Source organism: Brevundimonas sp. NPDC007368, from assembly GCF_042869015.1.
Taxonomy (GTDB): domain Bacteria; phylum Pseudomonadota; class Alphaproteobacteria; order Caulobacterales; family Caulobacteraceae; genus Brevundimonas.
Window position 1 is genome coordinate 196,920 of the sequence record NZ_JBIAFA010000005.1, and the last position, 17,310, is coordinate 214,229.

A 17,310-nucleotide genomic window follows, 5' to 3' on the forward strand; every position below is an offset into this window, starting at 1 on the left:
GGTCGGATGAGGGTCGTCGGCCGCCGTCGGCGTAAGCCGCCGCGCCACGGCTGACGCCTACTGAAACCGTAGCCCCTCACCCTTTCGCCTGAACCAATCGCTTCGCTCTTGGAGGCTCAAGCCCTCTCCCGCCGGGAGAGGGAGACCCACCATTTGCCTCGCCGCCCAGTCCGGTCCAACCTGCCGGTGAAGCTGAAGGGGCCACGCCATGACCGACCCGTTCCACGACCAGACCGGCCGCGCCTCTCTGGGCGGCGCGCGGGGGTTGGCCGCCGTTCGTCTCGGCATCGGCCTGATCCAGGGCCTGTTGCTCTATGGGCTGTGGCGCAGCGCCATGCAGCCCGACGCCCTGACCTGGCCCGCGAACAACCCGCCGCTGTTCGCGGCCCTAGCCCTGGCCTGCGCCTTCACGCCCGTCATGCTGCTGGCGGGAGTCGGGCGGTTGTCGATCAGAGCGCTGGCGATCTGGGGCCTGGTCGCCGCCGCCGTCCTGGCCCTGCTGGGCTGGCACGACGCCGCGCAGCAGGCCAGCGACTATTTCCGCCCGCCCTATCTGCGTTTCCCCGTAGTCGCTTTCAGCGCCGCCGCCCTGTTCATCGCCCACCATCTGATCGTTCCGGCCGTCGCGAGCCGCCGATGGATCGCCGACTTCGACGACTATTTCGACACGGCGTGGAAGGCGGGGGTGCAACTGGCCCTGTCGCTGGGCTTCACCGGGGCCTTCTGGCTGCTGCTGTTTCTCGGGGCCGCCCTCTTCCATGTCATCGGCCTCAGCTTCCTGTCGGACCTGATCGGCGAGGAGTGGTTCTCGATCCCCGTCACCTGCCTGGTCTTCGCCGTCGCCGTGCCGTTGACCGACGTGCGCGCCAGCCTGATCCGGGGGGTGAGGACCGTGGCCCTGATGCTGCTGTCCTGGCTGTTGCTGGTCATCACGGTGCTGGTGGCGGGCTTCCTGATCGCCCTGCCCTTCACCGGGCTGGACGGCCTGTGGAAGACGGGCAGCGCCACGGCCCTGGTGCTGTCGGCGGCCGCCGCCCTGATCATCCTGATCAACACCGCCTATCAGGACGGACGCGAGGACAACCTGCCGCCCGTCGTGCTGCGTGTGGCCGTGCGGGTGGCGGCGGTTCTTCTGACGCCGCTGATCCTGATCGCCGTCTGGGGTCTGTCCTTACGCATCGGCCAGCACGGCCTGACGCCGGACCGCATCATCGCCTCGGCCTGCGCCCTGGTCGGCGCCGTCTATGCGGCGGGCTACGGCTGGGCCGCGCTGTCGCCGTTCTGGAAGACGACGGCGTGGATGAAGCCGCTGGAGCGGACCAATGTCGCCGCCGCCGTCCTGACGGTCGGGGTCATCCTGGCCCTGTTCAGCCCCCTGCTGGACCCCGCCCGCCTGTCGGTCGGCGATCAGGTCGCCCGGCTGAAGCGCGGCGCCGTCAGCGCGGCAGACTTCGACTACAGCTTCCTGAGGTGGAATGCGGGCCGAACCGGCCAGCGCGCGCTGGCTGACCTGGCCCGGTCCAGGGACGCCGACATCGCCGCTCGCGCCAAGCGGGCACAGGCGTCCACCTCTCGCTACGACGACGAACGGGCCACGCCGCCGGGCAAGCCCCGGATCACCGCCTGGCCCAAGGGCGCCGTCCTGCCTGAAGGTTTCGAAGCCCCTGTCTCCAGCGGCGACCCGCGCTTCGCCTGCAGCGGGACCGAGGACTGCGTGGCGGTCATGCGCGACATGAACGGCGACGGGCGCGACGAAATCCTGCTGGCCGCGCGGTTCCAGATCACCCTGTTCGCGGCCGAGGCCGATGGCTGGAAACCTCAGGCCGATTACCGCGCCAACGGCTGCGCCGGCCCGCGCACTTCCGACCACCGCGAGCTTCTCAAGTCGCCGGACGTCGCCTCCGTGCCGTCGCCCTGGCCGGACCTGAAGCTGGGCGCAGCCACCGCGCATCGCCAGGCCCGCATCGATTGTCCGCCGATCATCTCGCCCGTTAACCCCTGACTCAGTTCTCCGAAACCCGATCTTCACCCCCTTTGGTCTAGGGTGTGCTCGAAGCGAGCCGATCCCGAGCAACGAGGACGGCCGTTCCGGTGATGATTTAGGGTGTGTTTCACATGGCCAAGACCGTTCTGGTCGTCGACGATGATCCCACGCAGCGCCGCCTGATCCAGGCGGTGCTCGACCGCGAAGGCTATGCCGTCGTCCACGCCGAGAGCGGGGGCGAGGCGATCGACCGCCTGACCAAGGGCGGCGGCGCGGACGTGGTTCTGCTGGATCTCGTCATGCCCGGCCTGTCGGGTCTGGAGACCCTGGCGGAGATCCGCACGGCGGGGGTGCCGGTGCCCGTCATCGTCCTGACGGCCAACGGCGGCATCGAGACCGTGGTCAAGGCCATGCAGGCCGGGGCTCAGGACTTCTTCGTCAAGCCGGTGGGGCCCGAGCGCCTGCTGATCGGGGTGCGCAACGCCCTGCAGCTGACCCAGCTGTCGGCGGAGATCGGCCGTCTGAAGAAACACGTTTCGGGCCGGACCTCGTTCGACGACATCGTCGGCGACAGCCCGCCGATGCGCATGGTCAAGGCTCTGGGCGTGCGCGCCGCCAAGTCCGGCATCCCGGTGCTGATCACTGGCGAAAGCGGCGTAGGTAAAGAAGTCATCGCCCGCGCCCTGCACGGCGCCTCGGACCGGGCCGGCAAGCCCTTCGTGGCCGTCAACTGCGGCGCCCTGCCCGCCAATCTGGTCGAGTCGATCCTGTTCGGCCATGAGAAGGGCAGCTTCACCGGCGCCACCGACAAGCACGCCGGCAAGTTCATGGAGGCCAACGGCGGCACCCTGTTCCTCGACGAGATCGGCGAACTGCCGCTGGACATGCAGGTCAAGCTGCTGCGCGCCCTGCAGGAGGGCGAGATCGACCCGGTCGGATCGAAGCGCGCGGTCAAGGTCGATGTCCGCATCGTCTCGGCCACCAATCGCGATCCGGCCCAGCAGGTCAAGGAAGGCGCCTTCCGCGAAGACCTCTTCTATCGCCTGAACGTCTTCCCGATCGAGGCCCCGGCCCTGCGCGAACGGCGCGAGGACATCCCGGCCCTGGTCGAGCACTTCATCGCCCGCTTCAACGTCGAGGAGGGCAAACGCGTCGCCGGATGCGCCGTCGAGACCATGGCACTGCTGCAGGGCTATGACTGGCCCGGCAACGTGCGCCAACTGGAGAACTCGATCTACCGCGCCTTGGTCCTGGCGGATGCGCCCCTGCTGCAGCCGCACGACTTCCCCGCCATTTCGGGCATCGCCATGCCGCTGAACCCGGTCGTCTCGCACGAGCGCGCCGAGGTTCCGGTCAACGACGCGGGCGGCGAGGCCCAGGCCGACAGCCCGGTGCGCATCATCGACGCGCGCGGCCACGTCCGCACCCTGGAAGAGATCGAACGCGACCTGATCCAGCACGCCATCGAGGTCTATTCCGGCCACATGAGCGAGATCGCCCGACGCCTCGGCATCGGCCGCTCGACCCTGTACCGCAAGGTCCGCGAACAGGGGCTGGAAGAGCAGTTGAAGGAAGCGGGCTGAAGCGGCCTCAGCCCGGCTCATGCCCATAGCGGTTAGGACCCGTCGTGCCTTTCAGGCACAAAAGGACCACTAGGCCGATCAGGCTGGCTATGTAGAGCATATTGTTGGCGAACAGCAGGAAGAAGGGGCCGAGCGCCGCCTCGTCCGACTGCATGAAACGCTCCATCACCCAGGGAAACAGGGTGGCTGCGATCGCGCCGAACACCAGCGGCGGCAGCCCCCACCAGCCGGGTCGCCCCGTGTCATGCAGCCGCCGCGTCACCGCCGCCGCCAGCAAGATCCCCGCCGCGGCGAACACCAACCGCACGGCCCAGAACAGCCCACTCATGTCCGGCATCAGTTCGGCCTCGGGATCGTTGATCCGGATCGAGTATTGGCCAGGCCCCGCCGTCACCGCCACCTGCTCCGGGTTCTCGGCGGCGTAGCGCGTCGCCTCCTCGAAGAAGCCGGACATCGTCGGGATCATGGCCGCCGCCATGCCGACATAGAGCAACACAGCCACGACCAGGGCGTAGGGCCAGAAGCGCCCCCGCGTATCCCGCCCGCGGAAATCCGCCAACCGCCTGAACCCGTCCCATACCGCCGACATTTTCCGGCCCCGCGCACTTCCACTGGAAGCACAAGGTTACGTCAGACGTCTTGACGGGTCATCTGCAATGACGTGCTAGACTATGACCATGAACGACAAACGCGACGGCCAGCCCGCCTCCCTCGCCCCCGCGGACGCAGCGCCGACCGAGACCCCGATCCAGCGCGCCCTGCGTGAAAAGCAGGAAGCCATCGCCGCCCGCCCCAAGCCCCCGCGCGGCGGCCGCTTCCAGCGCGAACAGGCCGCCCGCGTCAGAAGCGGCGCCGTAAGGCCCTGGAGCACCAAGGGCTGAGCTTGAAGCGGACGGGCTGGATTTCGGCTAGAAAGGGTGGTTCGCGGACGTTCCAGAAAGACGCGTCCTCGCCTTTAGCCCAAGTCCGCTCGAACTCCTCGACTGATATTTCTTCGAACTCGACGCCGGCAAACCCGTCTGCAAGCGCGGTATCGCTTAGAGAGGGGCACGCCTTGCCGTTCCTCTCCTCAATAGCGATGCTGTTTCTGGTGAGCGTGGCGTCGGCGAAGACCTCGATAGATCGAGTGGCGGCATCAGCTCGCTCGTTCAGTTCGTGAAGCAGCCAAAGAGGTTCGCCTTCGGGCACATCAGGCTCCGGCCACCCGGCGCGAACGTGTTTCAGACCATTCATCCGATGCGTCAGCGCGATGGCGCGTCAGGATGAGCGGGTTAGGCGCTTCAGCCAATCCTCGGCGGCCCCTGTGGATAGTTCATCGGCGGCCAACCGCCTGACACCGGGCGCATTTCCAACATTCATCGACAAAAACCGTTGTTATCCACATTTGCTAACAATTGTTAAGGACTCGGGCTCCGACCGTATGGCTCCGTGATTCGCATGGAACCCATGGGGGAAGCCGATCGCGCGCTGGACGCTCTGTGGCGAGGCCTTTACGGCCAGCCGCTTCCGCTTCTCGGCGCGCCGGAACTGGCCCTCATGGTCATCATCGAAACCGAGAGGCCCCAATGGCTGCAAGAACCCGCCGACGTCGTTCCGCTTGGTCGCTTTCGCCGTTTGAGGCGCTGCTCCTGACGCTGGCCATCGCCGCCTTGATCGGGGCCTTCCTGTCCATCCTCTGACGGCCGGCCGGGCCTGCGCCTCGTCATCCCCCTTCCCTTCCGACATCCGCTTTTCTTCACCTGCAGCATTGACGCGCGCTCCGCATCGCTACAAATGTAGCGCTACACTTGTAGCGAACGAGAAGGCGGTAGATGAGCAGGATGATCAAAGGGCTGGCGCTGGCCGTTCTGATGACGGCGACCGCCGGATCCCATGCCGCCGCCGCAGACAGCGCCGCCGCTTCCGCCCCGGCGTCACAGGCGCAGATCGCACCCCTGTCCAGCGCCCGTCAGGCCGAGATCGACCGCTACGTCCTGGCCGAGATGGCGCGGCAACGCGCGCCCGGCCTCGCGGTCGGCGTCTATCGCCACGGGGTCCCTGTCCTGATGAAGGGCTATGGTCTGGCCGATGTCGAATGGGGCGCCCCGGTCGCCAGCGACACGCGGATGCAGACCGGCTCCCTCGGCAAGCAGTTCGTCGCCGCCGCGATCCTGAAACTGGCCGAGGAAGGCCGGGTGGATCTCGACGCCCCCGTCGCCCGGTACTTCCCCGAGGCGCCGCGCGGATGGGCCGACGTTACCGTGGCCAATCTGCTGTCGCACACCTCCGGCATCGGCGCCTATGACGGGGACAAACTCACCGGGCCGGGCGGGGCGTTCGACTACCGGAAGGACTTCACCGAGGACCAGCTGGCCGCCGCCATCGCCGCCCTGCCGACGGAGTTCGAGCCCGGGACGCGCTGGAGCTACAACAACGCCAACTATGTGCTGCTGGGCATCCTGATCCGCCGGGTCACGGGCCAGCCCTATGGCGACTACCTGAACGCGGTCTTCTTCGCCCCGCTGGGGATGAGCGCCACGCGTGTGATTTCCGACGCCGACATCATCCCGCGCCGGGCCTCGGGCTATGAGATGCGCGACGGCGCCCTGCGCAATCAGGCCTGGGTGTCGCCGACCTTCAACGCCACGGCCGACGGCACCATCTATTCGACGGTCGAGGACATGGCCCGATGGGATCGCGCCCTGTACGGCGACGCCCTGCTGTCCCCGGAATCCATAGCGAAGATGTGGACGCCCTTCGTGCTGAAGGACGGCAAGCCCAACGCCCAGGGCTATGGCTTCGGTTGGAACATCAATATGCTGAACGGCCAGCGGCGCATCATGCACAACGGCGCCTGGCAGGGCTTCACCAGCACCATGACCCGCTATCCCGACCTCGGGCTGACGGTCGTGGTCTTCGCCAATCTGGACTCCAGCTATGGTCGCCCCGACCTGATCGCGCGCGTCGTCGCCGGACTGGTCGAGCCGGAGGTGATGCCGTCCCTGTCCCCCGCCCTGCCGGACGACCCGGCGCGGGCCGAACGCCTACGCGCCTTTCTGGACCGGGCGGCGGCTGGCGAGGACCTGACCCAGGACTTCTCGCCCGGCTCGGGATACCGCCCCGACCCTGGCCACGCCCGCGACCTGACGGCCGCCCTGCCCGAAGGATGGCGCGACGCCCCCATGACCCTGGTGCGGGACCTCAGCCGGCCGGACGGCGGCGGACGCTACAGCTATCGCGTCGGTCCGGTTGGAAACACCCGGCTGTTCACCGTCGCCCTGGCCCCCTCGGGCCGGGTGGCCGGCTACGGCGTGGCGGCGGACCCCGACAACCGGTGAAGCGGCCTAGGCTCCGGCCGCGGCCTCGCGGATGCGGCCGACCATGCTGTTCAGGCCGTTGGCGCGCTGACGCGTCAGGGCCGAGGGCAAGCCCAGACGGTCCAGCGCCGCGCGGGCGTCGAAGGCCAGGATCTCGGCGGGCGTGCGGCCGGAGTAGAGCTTGAGCAGCAGGGCGATATTGCCCTTGGACAGGGCGCTGTCGCTGTCGGCGTCGAAGAACAGCCGCCCGTCGGCGCGGCGCGTCGACAGCCAGACCTGGGCGGCGCAACCCGGGACCTTGTTGGCCTCGATCCGTGCTTCCTCCGGCAAGGGGGCCAGGCCCTTGCCCAGGTCGATGACGTATTCGATCCGTCCCTCCCAGTCGCCCAGCAGGTCGAACTCCTCGACCAGTTCGGCCAGGGTCTCGTCGAGGGTTTGGGTCGGAACAGCGTCGGTCATGCTCATGCGGGCGACATAGGCCCCGCAGCTTGCTGCGCCAAGCCCTGCGCCAGTTTGGGACAATCGCCTGCGAGGCGAGCGACCTAGGGGCGGGCCCGCTTCGGGTCTAGACTGAGGCCCTTGAATCAACCGCGCAAAGCCCCGGATTGACCGCTCCCGCCGCCCCGCCCGCCATGCCTGATCCCGCCGCCGACGACGCGCGCGGCGGATCGGCGCTGGCCGCCTGGCACGCAGGCTGGGCCGCGACGGTCGGGCTGACGGCGCTCGCCGCCGCCGGACTGGGCCAGCCCGCGACCGTTCACGGCTTGAGCGTTCCCGCAGCCCTGACCATGGCGACGCCGGGCCTGCTGGGTCTCATCCTGCTGGGCCGCGACGGGCGGGCGGTGCGCGCCGCCCTGCTGGCCGCCTGGTCGCTGGCGGCGATCGCGGCGTCCAGCCTGTCAGGCGGACTGACCGGACCGCTGGGCGGGTTCGTCTTCATGCCTCTGGCCGCCGCCGTGGCCCTGGGCTCGTCGCGGCTGGCTCCGTTCGGTGCCCTGGGCTCCGCCCTGGCGGCTCTGGCCGGACTGATCGCCGCCGCCGTCCACGGCGCGCCCGAGGCCTCGCCCGGCATGGCGGCGGTCGCCGCCCTGCTGACAGCGGGCGCCGCCGCCCTGGCCCTGCGCCTGAGCGCCGCGCGACAGGGCCGCCGCCTGGCCGCCGTCGAGGGCGCCGTGGCGCGGATCGAGACCGTTCTGGCGGGCCAGCCGGGCCTGACCCTGGTGCTGGACGCTTCGGGCGCCGCCCTGGCCGCTTATGGCGCCGCGCCCGCCGCCCTGCCGGTCGATCCCCTGTTCGACGAGGGGCTCATCGCCGCCGTCCATGCACCCGACCGCCCGGCGGTGCTGGCCGCCCTGACCAAGGCCGCCGCCGGATCCGAGGCCCAGGTCCGCTTCGCCCCGCGCCTGGCGCTGGACCGCCGTCTCCTGCTGGTGCTGCGCCGTCTCGGCGCGGAAGAACCGCCCCGCCTGATCGCCCTGGCCCTGGACGCCACCCTGGCCCACGCCCGCGAGGCCGGGCTGGAGGCCGCCCGCGCCGAGGCCGAGGCCCAGAACGCCGGCAAGTCGCGCTTCCTGGCCAATATGAGCCACGAGCTGCGCACCCCGCTGAACGCCGTGATCGGCTTCTCGGACATCATGCGCCAGCGCCTGTTCGGGCCGGTCCCCAACCGCTACGCCGACTACGCCCAATTGATCCACGAGGCGGGCGGCCACCTGCTGGACCTGATCAACGACGTGCTGGACGTCAGCCGCATCGAAGCCGCCCGCTATGACCTCAGCCTCGAACGCTTCGACATGCGCGAGGTGGTCTCGGCGGCCCTCGCCCTGGTCCGCGTTCAGGCCGACGACAAGGGCGTGGACCTGGCCGCCGTCCTGCCGCCAGAGCCCCTGACCGTCGCCGCCGACCGCCGCGCGCTGAAGCAGATCACGTTGAACCTGCTGTCCAACGCCGTGAAGTTCACGCCGACCGGCGGGTCCGTCACCGTCCGCGCCGAGGCCCTGGGCGCCGATCTGGAACTGACCGTGGCCGACACCGGCGTCGGCGTCGCGCCCGAGGACCTGGCCCGCCTGGGCCGTCCCTTCGAACAGGCCGGCGGCGCGGCTCAGCGCGCCCAGGGGACGGGCCTGGGCCTGTCGCTGGTGCGGTCCCTGGCCGAACTGCACCAGGGCTCCATGAGCATCGACAGCACCCTGGGCGAAGGCACGGCCGTCACCGTCCGCCTGCCGGTCGTGGTCGCGCGCGAGCCGATCCTCGGCGACGCCGAAGTCATCCGCCTGAACCGCAGCGCCTGATTGCAAGGAGCGGTTGCAGCCTGGCCCAGCCGCCGTTATCCGGACGGATCAGTTCAGCGGGGGGCGAATATGATCAGGTATCTTTGGGCGGCGATGGTCGCGCTTGCGGTCGTCGCGCTTGCGCCCTCAGCGATGGCGGGGTGCCTTTATCTCGGCGGCCCGCCAGACACCTTCCAGTGTGAAGGAAGCTCCGGGAGCGCCATGGTGGTGGGGACCTCCGCTTCCGACACCTTCATCATCAAGAGCAATACAACAGGCGACATCCACCTAGTTTCCGGCGGAGGCGCCGATGTCCTGGACTTCTCGGACTTCGCGGGACCTGTGACGGTGGACGTCACGGCGGTCGCCGCCACAGTTGTCGCACCTGGCCTGAATATGACATTTTCCGGCTTTGGGACGGGACCGGGCGTCGTCATCCGGGGCGGCTCGGGCGCCGACATCCTCATCGGCGGGGCCGGAGACGATGTTATCGTCGGCGGGCCCGGCGCCGACACTCTGAACGGAAACGGCGGGGCGGACCGACGCGGAGACACCGTCCCGGCCGACTGCGTCGGCGACACGCTGAACAGCATCGAAAGCGATAGCTGCGCCGTCGCGCCTGCGGCCGTCCCCACCCTATCGGAATGGGCGATGATCCTGCTGGGCGCGGCCCTGGCGGGAGCGGCGGCCTTGACGATCCAGCGGCGCCGCACGGCCTAGCGCCGAACAAGATATCGCTGTTGCGCGATTGGGGACCGCCGCCATAGGGTAGGCCCATGATCTTCTCGATGGTGCATTTCGTGCTGGGCTTGGCCCTGATCCTCCGCCCGCAGTGGTTCGCCGGGATATCGGAGGGCCGTCGTCGGCGTCGGCTGGCGGCGCTGGCGGCCGGCGCCCCGGAAGAGTTTTTCGAAGAGAAGCGGTCGCTGGAGACCTATCCCCCACGCCGGGGCGGCCTGGTTCTGTGGCGGGTGCTGGGCGCGGCGATGATGGTCTGCGCCGTTCTGCTGGGCGCACGCGAGGCCAGGGCCGAGACGACCCTGGGCGACTGCGTCTGGTCGCATCTGTCCGCTACCGAGCAGTCGCAGATCCTGAACGCCTATGGCCGGGGCGTGACCTCGGGAATGAACGCCCTCAACCACCGGGATCTGAAGGTGATGGCCGCCGCGCCTGCGTGCGCGGGCCGCGCCGACCTGCCGGCCATGTGGGTGCGGTCCGCCGTCGCCGCCCATGTCATCCAGACGGGGGCGGCGGCCTCTGTCCTGTCCGAAAAGGGTCTGGATCGCGCGCGGCTGGACGCGGCCTGGGACACTGCGTCGCTCGAGGCGCGCAACTGCACCCTGGCCAACGCCGCCAAGGTGTTCGGCATCGACGGCCCGACCTGCGCGGACCGCCGCGCCCCGCGCGCCTTCGCCGAGAGCCTGGGCCTGACCCATTCGGTCCGCGCCGACCGCAAGGCGGCGGAACAGACCCTGATCTATATGAACGCCAAGGCCCAGGAGCAGATCGCCCTGACCCTGATCGCCCGCATGCCGCCTGCCCGCCAGTGACAAGGAGCCCGACCGGCCATGATGTTCCAAAGGCTGATGCCTCTCGTCCTGATCGCCCTTGCCGCTTCGTCGCCGGGCCAGGCCCAGTCGGTTGAGACCCCGCAGCAGGACGCCGCCGCTTTGCAGGTCGAAGACGTCCTGGTCCAGGGCCTGCGGAACGACCAGATCGCGCAACAGTTCGCATCGACGGTCGGCGCACCGGCGACCGGCAGAAAGCTGGCCGTCTGGCGCATGCCGATCTGCGTCGGGACCGTGGGTATGCGGGGCGAGCCGGCCCGCGCCATGATCGACCGGGTTTCCGACTGGGGGCACAGCCTCGGTCTTCGCATCGGCGCTCCGGGCTGCAGACCGAACATCCTCATCGTGGCCGCGGAGAACGGCGACGAAGCCGCACGATCCATGGCGGTCACGCATCGCCGCGTCTTCCGGACCGGCACCTCGGGCACGACCGCGGGCGCGGTCGCCTTGCGCGCCTTCCAGACCTCCGGTCGCCCGATCCGCTGGTGGCACACGAGCATGCCGATCAACACCGACACCGGCAAACCGGCCGTTCGCGTGCGCGGCCAGGATCCGTTTGGCGCAGGCGAAATACGCACGCCTGCGGACCTCGGCCCCTACGGCATAATCGTACAGCCTTCCCTTATGCGGGATGAAACCCAGGACGACCTTCGCCAGGCTCTAATCATAGTTGAGAACTCGGCTCTGGATCAGGCCGACTTCATGCAGGTCGCCGACTATGTGGCCATGGTCGCCCTGGCCCAGATCAGTGCGGACACTTCGCCACCGACCGCCTCGATCCTGCACCTGTTCGACGCCGCGAGGGCGCCGTCTGAAACCCTCACCGCCTGGGATCAGGCCTATCTTCAAGCCCTTTACGCCAGCGACCAGAGCAAGGCCTCTCAAGGCGCGAATGAAGCGACTATCGCCTCAGCCATGGTCCGCATCGTGGAGCGGAACAACGCCGCGAGCCAGACGGATTAAGCGCCCCGCAAACCCCCGCCGCTTGCGCGACGGGGGCCTACCCGCTGGCTGGCGGGTATGGGCTGACGGGACCTTGGAAACGCCAGCCCGTCTATAGAATCAGCCCCCGCCGCCCCCGGTTCCAAACGGCTCAGGCAGACGTCTAGATTGCGCCCATGGCCAGGAAGGCGCGGCCGGCGGCGAAATCCCCGGCCTCGAAGCGGGCCTCGGCCACGCTGTCGTCGCGGAACAGAAACTGGATGACGAAGGTCTCGCGCGGGTCCAGTTGGGCGATGGCGTCGGCGGCTTCGGTCGAGAAGGTCCAGACCTCGCCCTGACGCGCGCTCTCGGGCAGCAGGCCCGGCGCGGCGGCGCGGGCCGAGGCGGCGAAGAAGGCCCGTCGCACCGATTCCGGCGGCAGCCCCCCGCCCGTCAGCCAGACGCGCGGCGCCTGCTCACGGTCGCGCATGACCAGCCGCGCGGCATAGGGCCGGGGCCGTCCGACGAAGGAGACCACCGCCACCGGCGTCGTCGCCTTCGGGTGCGTCCCCGCCAGACCGAACCGCACCGGCGAGCCCCCGGTGGCGCTGTCCTGCACCAGCCTCCAGCCGATCTCCTTGCTTTCATAGCGGTCGCCGCGCCAGGCGGCGCGGTCGCCGGGGAAGCTCATCCGGGCCGCGCGCGACCAGCCGGCGAAGCCCGCCTCGACCCGCGCCCGCACCCGGCTGAGATCTCCGTCGTCGCAGGCCGTGCGCGAGGCCTTGGACCGGGCCCGCGCCGCCGCCGCCGTCAGGTCCGCCGCAGGCGTCCCCGCGCGCAGGGCCGCGTTGCGCGCCTGCAGGGCGGCCGCGTCCAGAGCGGCGATCAGTTGAGGCTCGAACAGGTCGCACTTCTGATGCGCGGCCAGCATGAAGGCGCGGTCATAGAAGGCGTCGGTCACCGCCGCGCCGACGGGCGTCGCCAGCGTCGTCGCGGCGAGCGTCGCGGCCAGCATTCTGCTGACGAACCGGGGAGAAAGGCCTATCCTCATGTCCATGACCCTAGGGCCGCAAGGTTCCGGTCCCGTGTCCAAGCAGGGTTAGCGAATTGCTTCTTTCCACCGACGTCTGGGCCGGCGCCCTGATCCGCCGCGCCGAACTGGAGGGCGCCTACGCCACCGTGGTGAAGAAGGGCGACGCGCGCGGCGGGGCCGTGATCGTCAAGGCCTACAACACCTCGGACCGCACGGCCCGCCTCTATACCGAGGCGACGGGTCAGGACGGCGAGCCCCTGTGGATCCAGCCCGTCGTCAGCGAGATGGAGAGCGAGCTGGACGCCTATGTGGAACGCCAGCGTCGCTACGACCCCGACCTCTGGGTCGTGGAGATCGAGGACCGCCAGGGACGGCACTTCCTGACGGAGAAGGTGCAGGAGGCGTAATGCGTCCTTCTCCCTCCCCTTCATGGGTAGGGAGGTCGCGCAGCGACCGGGTGGGGAGGGCGAGGCGATGCTGGGCGCGGCGCTTGATTTGCCTTGCCGCCCCCACCCGTCTGACGCTGCGCGTCAGCCACCCTCCCCATGAAGGGGAGGGAGAGACGTCGGCTCATCATCCCTAACCGCGCGTTCACCGCGTTCGTGAACGGGACCGCAAGCGAGTCGCTCGTAATCCTGTCTCATCGGGCCAGAAGGGCCTGGGTAGCGGTGGACGGCCCATGCTGTTTCTCTTGAACGACGTCGTGTTCGATCTGGACGAGGCCTGCCCGGCCCCGAGCCATGACGTGCGGCGCTTCGAGAAGCTGGACTTCGACTATGTGCTGGAGATGGGCTGCGACCTGTTCGCCGAAGACCCCATGCTGCACCGGAACGATCCGGCCCGCGCCCGGCGGCTGGCCTGGCTGATCGCGCACAAGACCGAGGGCGTGAACGCCGCCCTGTTCGCCGCCCCCGACGCGGGTTGCGCCCCCGAACTGGTCGAGCCGCGCTTTTGCGCCCTGCCCGAAATGATCATGCGCCAGCTTCAGGCCCGCGCCGCCCACGGCCGCCTCAGCGCCGTCGCCGCCGACAAGGCGGTCTGGGGTCGAATGGCGGCCTGACGCCGCAGCCCCTTCCTTCAAACAACGTCGTTCGCTATCCCTGAGGCATAGCTATCAGGGACCGTCGACGTGAAATTTTTCAACACCATGCTGCTGCGCCTGAAACGCGGCGCCGCTGTTTCCGTCCTGTCGGCCCTGGCTGCGACCGCAGCCGGCGTCGCCCCCGCCCACGCGGACTGGCTGAAGGCCGAGAGCGAACGCTTCATCGTCTATAGCGACGGCGGCGAGAGCAAGCTGCGCGACTTCGTGCAGGAACTCGAGGCCTATGACCGTTTCCTGCGGCTGCGCATGGGCCTGGACGCGAACGAGACGCCGCCGCGCAAGCTGCCCATCTATCTGGTCGCTTCGCGACGCGGCCTGACCCAGGTGCGTCCCGACCTGCCCGAGAACGTCGCCGGCTTCTACATGGCCACCGACGAGGACATCTTCGGCATCGCCCTGCGCGACCAGACCGTCAACACGCTGAAGCACGAATACGCGCATCACTTCATGATGCAGAACTTCTCCTATCCCTATCCGGGATGGTTCGTGGAGGGGTTCGCCGAGTACTACGCCACGGTCGAGATCGAGAAGTCCCGCATCCTGGTCGGCAAGTACAATGAGAACCGCGCCTACTGGCTGCAGGCGGCGTCGTGGATGCCGATGGCGGAACTGCTGTCCAAGCGGCCGCTGCAGTCCGCGCGCAACCGCGAGACCTACTACCCCCTGGCCTGGCTGCTGACCCACTGGTTCCTGGGCGACGCCGACCGCCAGAAGACGCTGGACGCCTATCTGCGCGACGTCGGCGCCGGCGGCGATCCTGTCGAGGCCATGGAGCGCGCCACCGGCCTGGACCCTACCGAACTGAATCGCACCCTGCGCCGCTACATGAACGGCCGCATTCCCTACCAAGGCGTCATGGTGACCTATCCGGCGGCGCCGATGACGGTGACGCGGCTGCCGCGCTCGGCCGACGACCTGCTGTTGCTGAACCAGAGGCTGAAGATCGGGGTGCCAGACGACAAGCGCGCCGCCACCGCCGAGGAGGTGCGCCGCGCCGCCGCTCGCCATCCCGACGATCCGCTGGCGCTTCTGGCGCTCGGCCACGCCGAACTGCACTTCGGCGACCCCGCCGCCGCCGAGGCGCCGCTGCAACGCCTGCTGGCCCTGGACCCCGACCACGTCGAGGCTCTGCAATATCTGGCGCGCGCCCGCTTGAAGGCCGCCGACGACGCGGACAGCCTGGAGGAGACCGATCGACTGAACGGCGAGGCGCGCGGGTTCCTGCACCGGGCCTATCGCGCCGACGACGCCAACTACGCCACCCTGTTGCTGATCGCCGAGAACCGCAACGCCGGGGAAGGCTATCCCAACGACAACGACGTCGCCGTGCTGGAGCAGGCCTTCGCCCTGGCGCCCCAGTTGGGAGAGGCCCGGATCAACCTGGCCCAAGTGCTGATGATCCGCGACCGCAACGCCGAGGCCGTGCCCTTGCTGGAGCCCCTGGTCAACGACCCGCACAGACCATCGGCGGGCGCCCGCGCCCTGCTGCTGCGCGCCAAGGGCATGACGGAGGCCGAGGCTGAAGCCGAGGAGGCCGAGTTCCTGAAGAAGGGCGAGGCCGAAGGCGAGGACACGCCTTCGGACAGCCCCGCCGGGGACTGACCCAGCGGCGGGCCTAGATCAAGCCGAACAGGATATGGACCGCCGTCGCCGCCAGGGCGATCAGGCCGAAGCCGCAAATCAAGCCGATAACGGGGTGGAGTTCCCTTTCGCTGCGCGCGGGCGGGACCTTGCCCGGATGCACCAGAGCCATGTCGTTTCCTTTCCCTTGCGGCGTCGATCTCATGGACCGGCGTCTCACAGAAACGAGCATGCCTTTAAAAGCCCCGCTTCGCGAAGGGTCTTTCACGGCATCGTGACAATCGACTTTCAGCGCCGCTCGCGCTAGGTCCGCGCCATGTCGAAACTGACCCTGCCCGAAGAAGCTGCGCGCCGTCGCACCTTCGCCATCATCGCCCACCCGGACGCCGGCAAGACGACCCTGACCGAGCACATCCTGCTGGCGGGCGGCGCCGTGCGCGCGGCGGGCGCGGTCAAGGCGCGGGGCGACAACCGGCGCGCGCGCTCGGACTGGATGAAGATCGAGAAGGAGCGGGGCATTTCGGTCACCGCCTCGGTCATGACGTTCGAGCACGACGGCAAGATGTTCAACCTGCTGGACACGCCGGGCCACGAGGACTTCTCGGAAGACACCTATCGCACCCTGACGGCCGCCGACTGCGCCATCATGGTGCTGGACGCCGCCAAGGGCATCGAGCCGCAGACGCTGAAGCTGTTCGAGGTCTGCCGCCTGCGCGACATCCCGATCATCACCTTCATCAACAAGCTGGACCGCGAAGCCCAGGACCCGATGGCCCTGCTGGACGAGATCGCCAACCGTCTGCAGCTGGACCCCTCGCCTGTCTGGTGGCCCGCCGAGAGCGGCAACCGTCTGCGCGGCCTGGCCGAGGTCGGCGGCGACGGCCGCTTCCAGCCCTATGCGAAGAAGCCCGCCGGCTCGACCGAGGACGTCCCCCACCCTGCTCCCCTGCCCCTGGGCGAGGCGGCGCAGTATTTCGAGGGCTCGGAACAGGCCGACCTGACCGACGCCCTGGAACTGGTCGAGGCGGGCTACAAGCCGTTCGACCATCAGGCCTTCCTGGAAGGCCACATGACGCCCGTGCTGTGGGGCTCGGCCCTGCGCCACTTCGGCATCGAGGAGCTGCTGAAGGCCATCGGCGAATGGGCCCCCGCGCCCAAGGTCATGTCGGCCCGCAAGGAGGCCCCGCCCGAGACCCGCAACGCCCCGACGCCGGAAGACATCGTGGTCGAGCCGGGCCGCGACGAGGTCACCGGCTTCGTCTTCAAGGTCCAGGCCAACATGGACCCCAACCACCGCGACCGTATCGCTATGTTCCGCATGGCCTCAGGCAGCTTCAAGCGCGGCATGAAGCTGAAGGTGCAGAACACCGGCAAGCAGTTGTCGGTGAACGCCCCCATCATGTTCTTCGCCAGTGACCGCGAACTGGCCGAGGACGCCTTCGCCGGCGACGTGATCGGCATTCCCAACCACGGCGTGCTGCGCGTCGGCGACAGCCTGTCGGAAACGGGTCTGGTCCGCTTCGCCGGCCTGCCCAACTTCGCCCCGGAAATCCTGCAGCGCGTCCGCGTCAAGGACCCGCTGAAGGCCAAGCACCTGAAGAAGGCGCTGGAAGGTCTGGCCGAGGAAGGCGTGACCCAGCTGTTCCGCCCCGAACTGGGCAGCGACTTCATCGTCGGCGCCGTCGGCCAGCTGCAGTTCGAGGTCATGGCCGACCGTCTGGGCGAGGAATACAACCTCGACGTCGTCTTCGAGCCCAGCCCTTACGCCGAGGCCCGCTGGATCGCCCCGGCCGGCGACGGGACCAGGGCCGACCTGGAAGACTTCGCCAGCAAGTACCGCCCGCAGATGGCGGTCGACATCGACCAGAACCCGGTCTTCCTGGCCAAGTCGGCCTGGGAGACCGGCTACGTCTCCGAACGCTTCCCCAAGATCAGCCTGACCAAGACCAAGGAACGCGGCTGACGGCTCGCG

At 69.0% G+C, this 17,310-nt stretch carries 17 protein-coding genes; 12 read left to right on the top strand and 5 right to left on the bottom strand.

Annotation, left to right across the window (positions count from 1 at the left end; all coding sequences use genetic code 11):
* The first annotated feature begins 208 nt into the window (after positions 1–208).
* Positions 209–2,002, top strand: a complete 1,794-nt coding sequence (locus tag ACFYLW_RS12330; RefSeq protein WP_390183149.1) for a DUF4153 domain-containing protein — start codon at positions 209–211, stop codon at positions 2,000–2,002.
* A gap of 113 nt (positions 2,003–2,115) precedes the next feature.
* Positions 2,116–3,567 carry a sigma-54-dependent transcriptional regulator gene (locus ACFYLW_RS12335; RefSeq protein ID WP_390183150.1) on the top strand — a complete coding sequence of 484 codons (1,452 nt, stop codon included), beginning with the start codon at positions 2,116–2,118 and terminating at the stop codon, positions 3,565–3,567.
* 7 nt (positions 3,568–3,574) lie between these two features.
* Here ACFYLW_RS12335 and ACFYLW_RS12340 read toward each other — a convergent pair whose 3' ends face one another.
* Positions 3,575–4,156, bottom strand: coding sequence for a DUF805 domain-containing protein (locus ACFYLW_RS12340; protein WP_390183151.1), 582 nt, complete (start codon positions 4,154–4,156; stop codon positions 3,575–3,577).
* An 88-nt stretch (positions 4,157–4,244) separates the two neighbouring features.
* On the opposite strand from ACFYLW_RS12340, the gene ACFYLW_RS12345 reads away from it, so the two are divergent.
* Positions 4,245–4,448: a hypothetical protein gene (locus ACFYLW_RS12345; protein ID WP_292084360.1), complete on the top strand. Its 204-nt coding sequence runs from the start codon at positions 4,245–4,247 to the stop codon at positions 4,446–4,448.
* On the opposite strand, the gene ACFYLW_RS12350 is transcribed toward ACFYLW_RS12345, so the two are convergent.
* Positions 4,408–4,755: a hypothetical protein gene (locus ACFYLW_RS12350; protein WP_312063282.1), complete on the bottom strand. Its 348-nt coding sequence runs from the start codon at positions 4,753–4,755 to the stop codon at positions 4,408–4,410. The two genes, ACFYLW_RS12345 and ACFYLW_RS12350, sit on opposite strands and share 41 nt — an antisense overlap.
* 623 nt (positions 4,756–5,378) lie before the next feature.
* On the opposite strand from ACFYLW_RS12350, the gene ACFYLW_RS12355 reads away from it, so the two are divergent.
* Complete coding sequence (locus ACFYLW_RS12355; protein WP_390183152.1) at positions 5,379–6,884, top strand: serine hydrolase domain-containing protein; 1,506 nt, start codon at positions 5,379–5,381, stop codon at positions 6,882–6,884.
* Between the two features lie 6 nt (positions 6,885–6,890).
* Here ACFYLW_RS12355 and ACFYLW_RS12360 read toward each other — a convergent pair whose 3' ends face one another.
* Positions 6,891–7,322, bottom strand: a complete 432-nt coding sequence (locus ACFYLW_RS12360) for a SufE family protein (protein ID WP_312063357.1) — start codon at positions 7,320–7,322, stop codon at positions 6,891–6,893.
* A gap of 146 nt (positions 7,323–7,468) precedes the next feature.
* Here ACFYLW_RS12360 and ACFYLW_RS12365 point away from each other — a divergent pair, with 146 nt between their 5' ends.
* From ACFYLW_RS12365 to ACFYLW_RS12380, 4 genes are all read left to right on the top strand, one after another.
* A complete protein-coding gene (locus ACFYLW_RS12365) occupies positions 7,469–9,154 on the top strand; it encodes a sensor histidine kinase (protein ID WP_390183154.1) in 1,686 nt (561 codons plus the stop codon).
* Positions 9,155–9,361: 207 nt separating this feature from the next.
* Positions 9,362–9,853, top strand: coding sequence for a calcium-binding protein (locus tag ACFYLW_RS12370; protein WP_390183155.1), 492 nt, complete (start codon positions 9,362–9,364; stop codon positions 9,851–9,853).
* Positions 9,854–9,909: 56 nt separating this feature from the next.
* Positions 9,910–10,683 (top strand): hypothetical protein, encoded by a 774-nt coding sequence (locus ACFYLW_RS12375; RefSeq protein ID WP_390183156.1) that lies wholly within the window; start codon positions 9,910–9,912, stop codon positions 10,681–10,683.
* Positions 10,684–10,701: 18 nt separating this feature from the next.
* Complete coding sequence (locus ACFYLW_RS12380; RefSeq protein ID WP_390183157.1) at positions 10,702–11,664, top strand: hypothetical protein; 963 nt, start codon at positions 10,702–10,704, stop codon at positions 11,662–11,664.
* 142 nt (positions 11,665–11,806) lie between these two features.
* On the opposite strand, the gene ACFYLW_RS12385 is transcribed toward ACFYLW_RS12380, so the two are convergent.
* Positions 11,807–12,637 (bottom strand): hypothetical protein, encoded by an 831-nt coding sequence (locus tag ACFYLW_RS12385; RefSeq protein ID WP_390183158.1) that lies wholly within the window; start codon positions 12,635–12,637, stop codon positions 11,807–11,809.
* 92 nt (positions 12,638–12,729) lie between these two features.
* Between ACFYLW_RS12385 and ACFYLW_RS12390 the strand changes: the two genes are divergently transcribed.
* From ACFYLW_RS12390 to ACFYLW_RS12400, 3 genes are all read left to right on the top strand, one after another.
* Positions 12,730–13,062, top strand: a complete 333-nt coding sequence (locus ACFYLW_RS12390; protein ID WP_312065863.1) for a DUF1491 family protein — start codon at positions 12,730–12,732, stop codon at positions 13,060–13,062.
* A 272-nt stretch (positions 13,063–13,334) separates the two neighbouring features.
* Positions 13,335–13,715: a hypothetical protein gene (locus tag ACFYLW_RS12395; protein WP_390183159.1), complete on the top strand. Its 381-nt coding sequence runs from the start codon at positions 13,335–13,337 to the stop codon at positions 13,713–13,715.
* A 69-nt stretch (positions 13,716–13,784) separates the two neighbouring features.
* Positions 13,785–15,359: a tetratricopeptide repeat protein gene (locus ACFYLW_RS12400; protein WP_390183160.1), complete on the top strand. Its 1,575-nt coding sequence runs from the start codon at positions 13,785–13,787 to the stop codon at positions 15,357–15,359.
* A gap of 13 nt (positions 15,360–15,372) precedes the next feature.
* Here the strand turns inward: ACFYLW_RS12400 and ACFYLW_RS12405 are convergent, their stop codons facing one another.
* Positions 15,373–15,510 (bottom strand): hypothetical protein, encoded by a 138-nt coding sequence (locus ACFYLW_RS12405; protein WP_292084376.1) that lies wholly within the window; start codon positions 15,508–15,510, stop codon positions 15,373–15,375.
* A gap of 144 nt (positions 15,511–15,654) precedes the next feature.
* Here ACFYLW_RS12405 and ACFYLW_RS12410 point away from each other — a divergent pair, with 144 nt between their 5' ends.
* On the top strand, positions 15,655–17,301 hold the full coding sequence (locus tag ACFYLW_RS12410; protein ID WP_312065858.1) for a peptide chain release factor 3: 1,647 nt from the start codon (positions 15,655–15,657) through the stop codon (positions 17,299–17,301).
* Positions 17,302–17,310: the final 9 nt, after the last annotated feature.

Coding starts and splice junctions, on each gene's coding strand:
- ACFYLW_RS12330 (WP_390183149.1), top strand. CDS start 209: ATGACCGACCCGTTCCACGACCAGACCGGCCGCGCCTCTCTGGGCGGC.
- ACFYLW_RS12335 (WP_390183150.1), top strand. CDS start 2,116: ATGGCCAAGACCGTTCTGGTCGTCGACGATGATCCCACGCAGCGCCGC.
- ACFYLW_RS12340 (WP_390183151.1), bottom strand. CDS start 4,156: ATGTCGGCGGTATGGGACGGGTTCAGGCGGTTGGCGGATTTCCGCGGG.
- ACFYLW_RS12345 (WP_292084360.1), top strand. CDS start 4,245: ATGAACGACAAACGCGACGGCCAGCCCGCCTCCCTCGCCCCCGCGGAC.
- ACFYLW_RS12355 (WP_390183152.1), top strand. CDS start 5,379: ATGAGCAGGATGATCAAAGGGCTGGCGCTGGCCGTTCTGATGACGGCG.
- ACFYLW_RS12360 (WP_312063357.1), bottom strand. CDS start 7,322: ATGACCGACGCTGTTCCGACCCAAACCCTCGACGAGACCCTGGCCGAA.
- ACFYLW_RS12375 (WP_390183156.1), top strand. CDS start 9,910: ATGATCTTCTCGATGGTGCATTTCGTGCTGGGCTTGGCCCTGATCCTC.
- ACFYLW_RS12380 (WP_390183157.1), top strand. CDS start 10,702: ATGATGTTCCAAAGGCTGATGCCTCTCGTCCTGATCGCCCTTGCCGCT.
- ACFYLW_RS12385 (WP_390183158.1), bottom strand. CDS start 12,637: ATGCTGGCCGCGACGCTCGCCGCGACGACGCTGGCGACGCCCGTCGGC.
- ACFYLW_RS12395 (WP_390183159.1), top strand. CDS start 13,335: ATGCTGTTTCTCTTGAACGACGTCGTGTTCGATCTGGACGAGGCCTGC.
- ACFYLW_RS12405 (WP_292084376.1), bottom strand. CDS start 15,510: ATGGCTCTGGTGCATCCGGGCAAGGTCCCGCCCGCGCGCAGCGAAAGG.
- ACFYLW_RS12410 (WP_312065858.1), top strand. CDS start 15,655: ATGTCGAAACTGACCCTGCCCGAAGAAGCTGCGCGCCGTCGCACCTTC.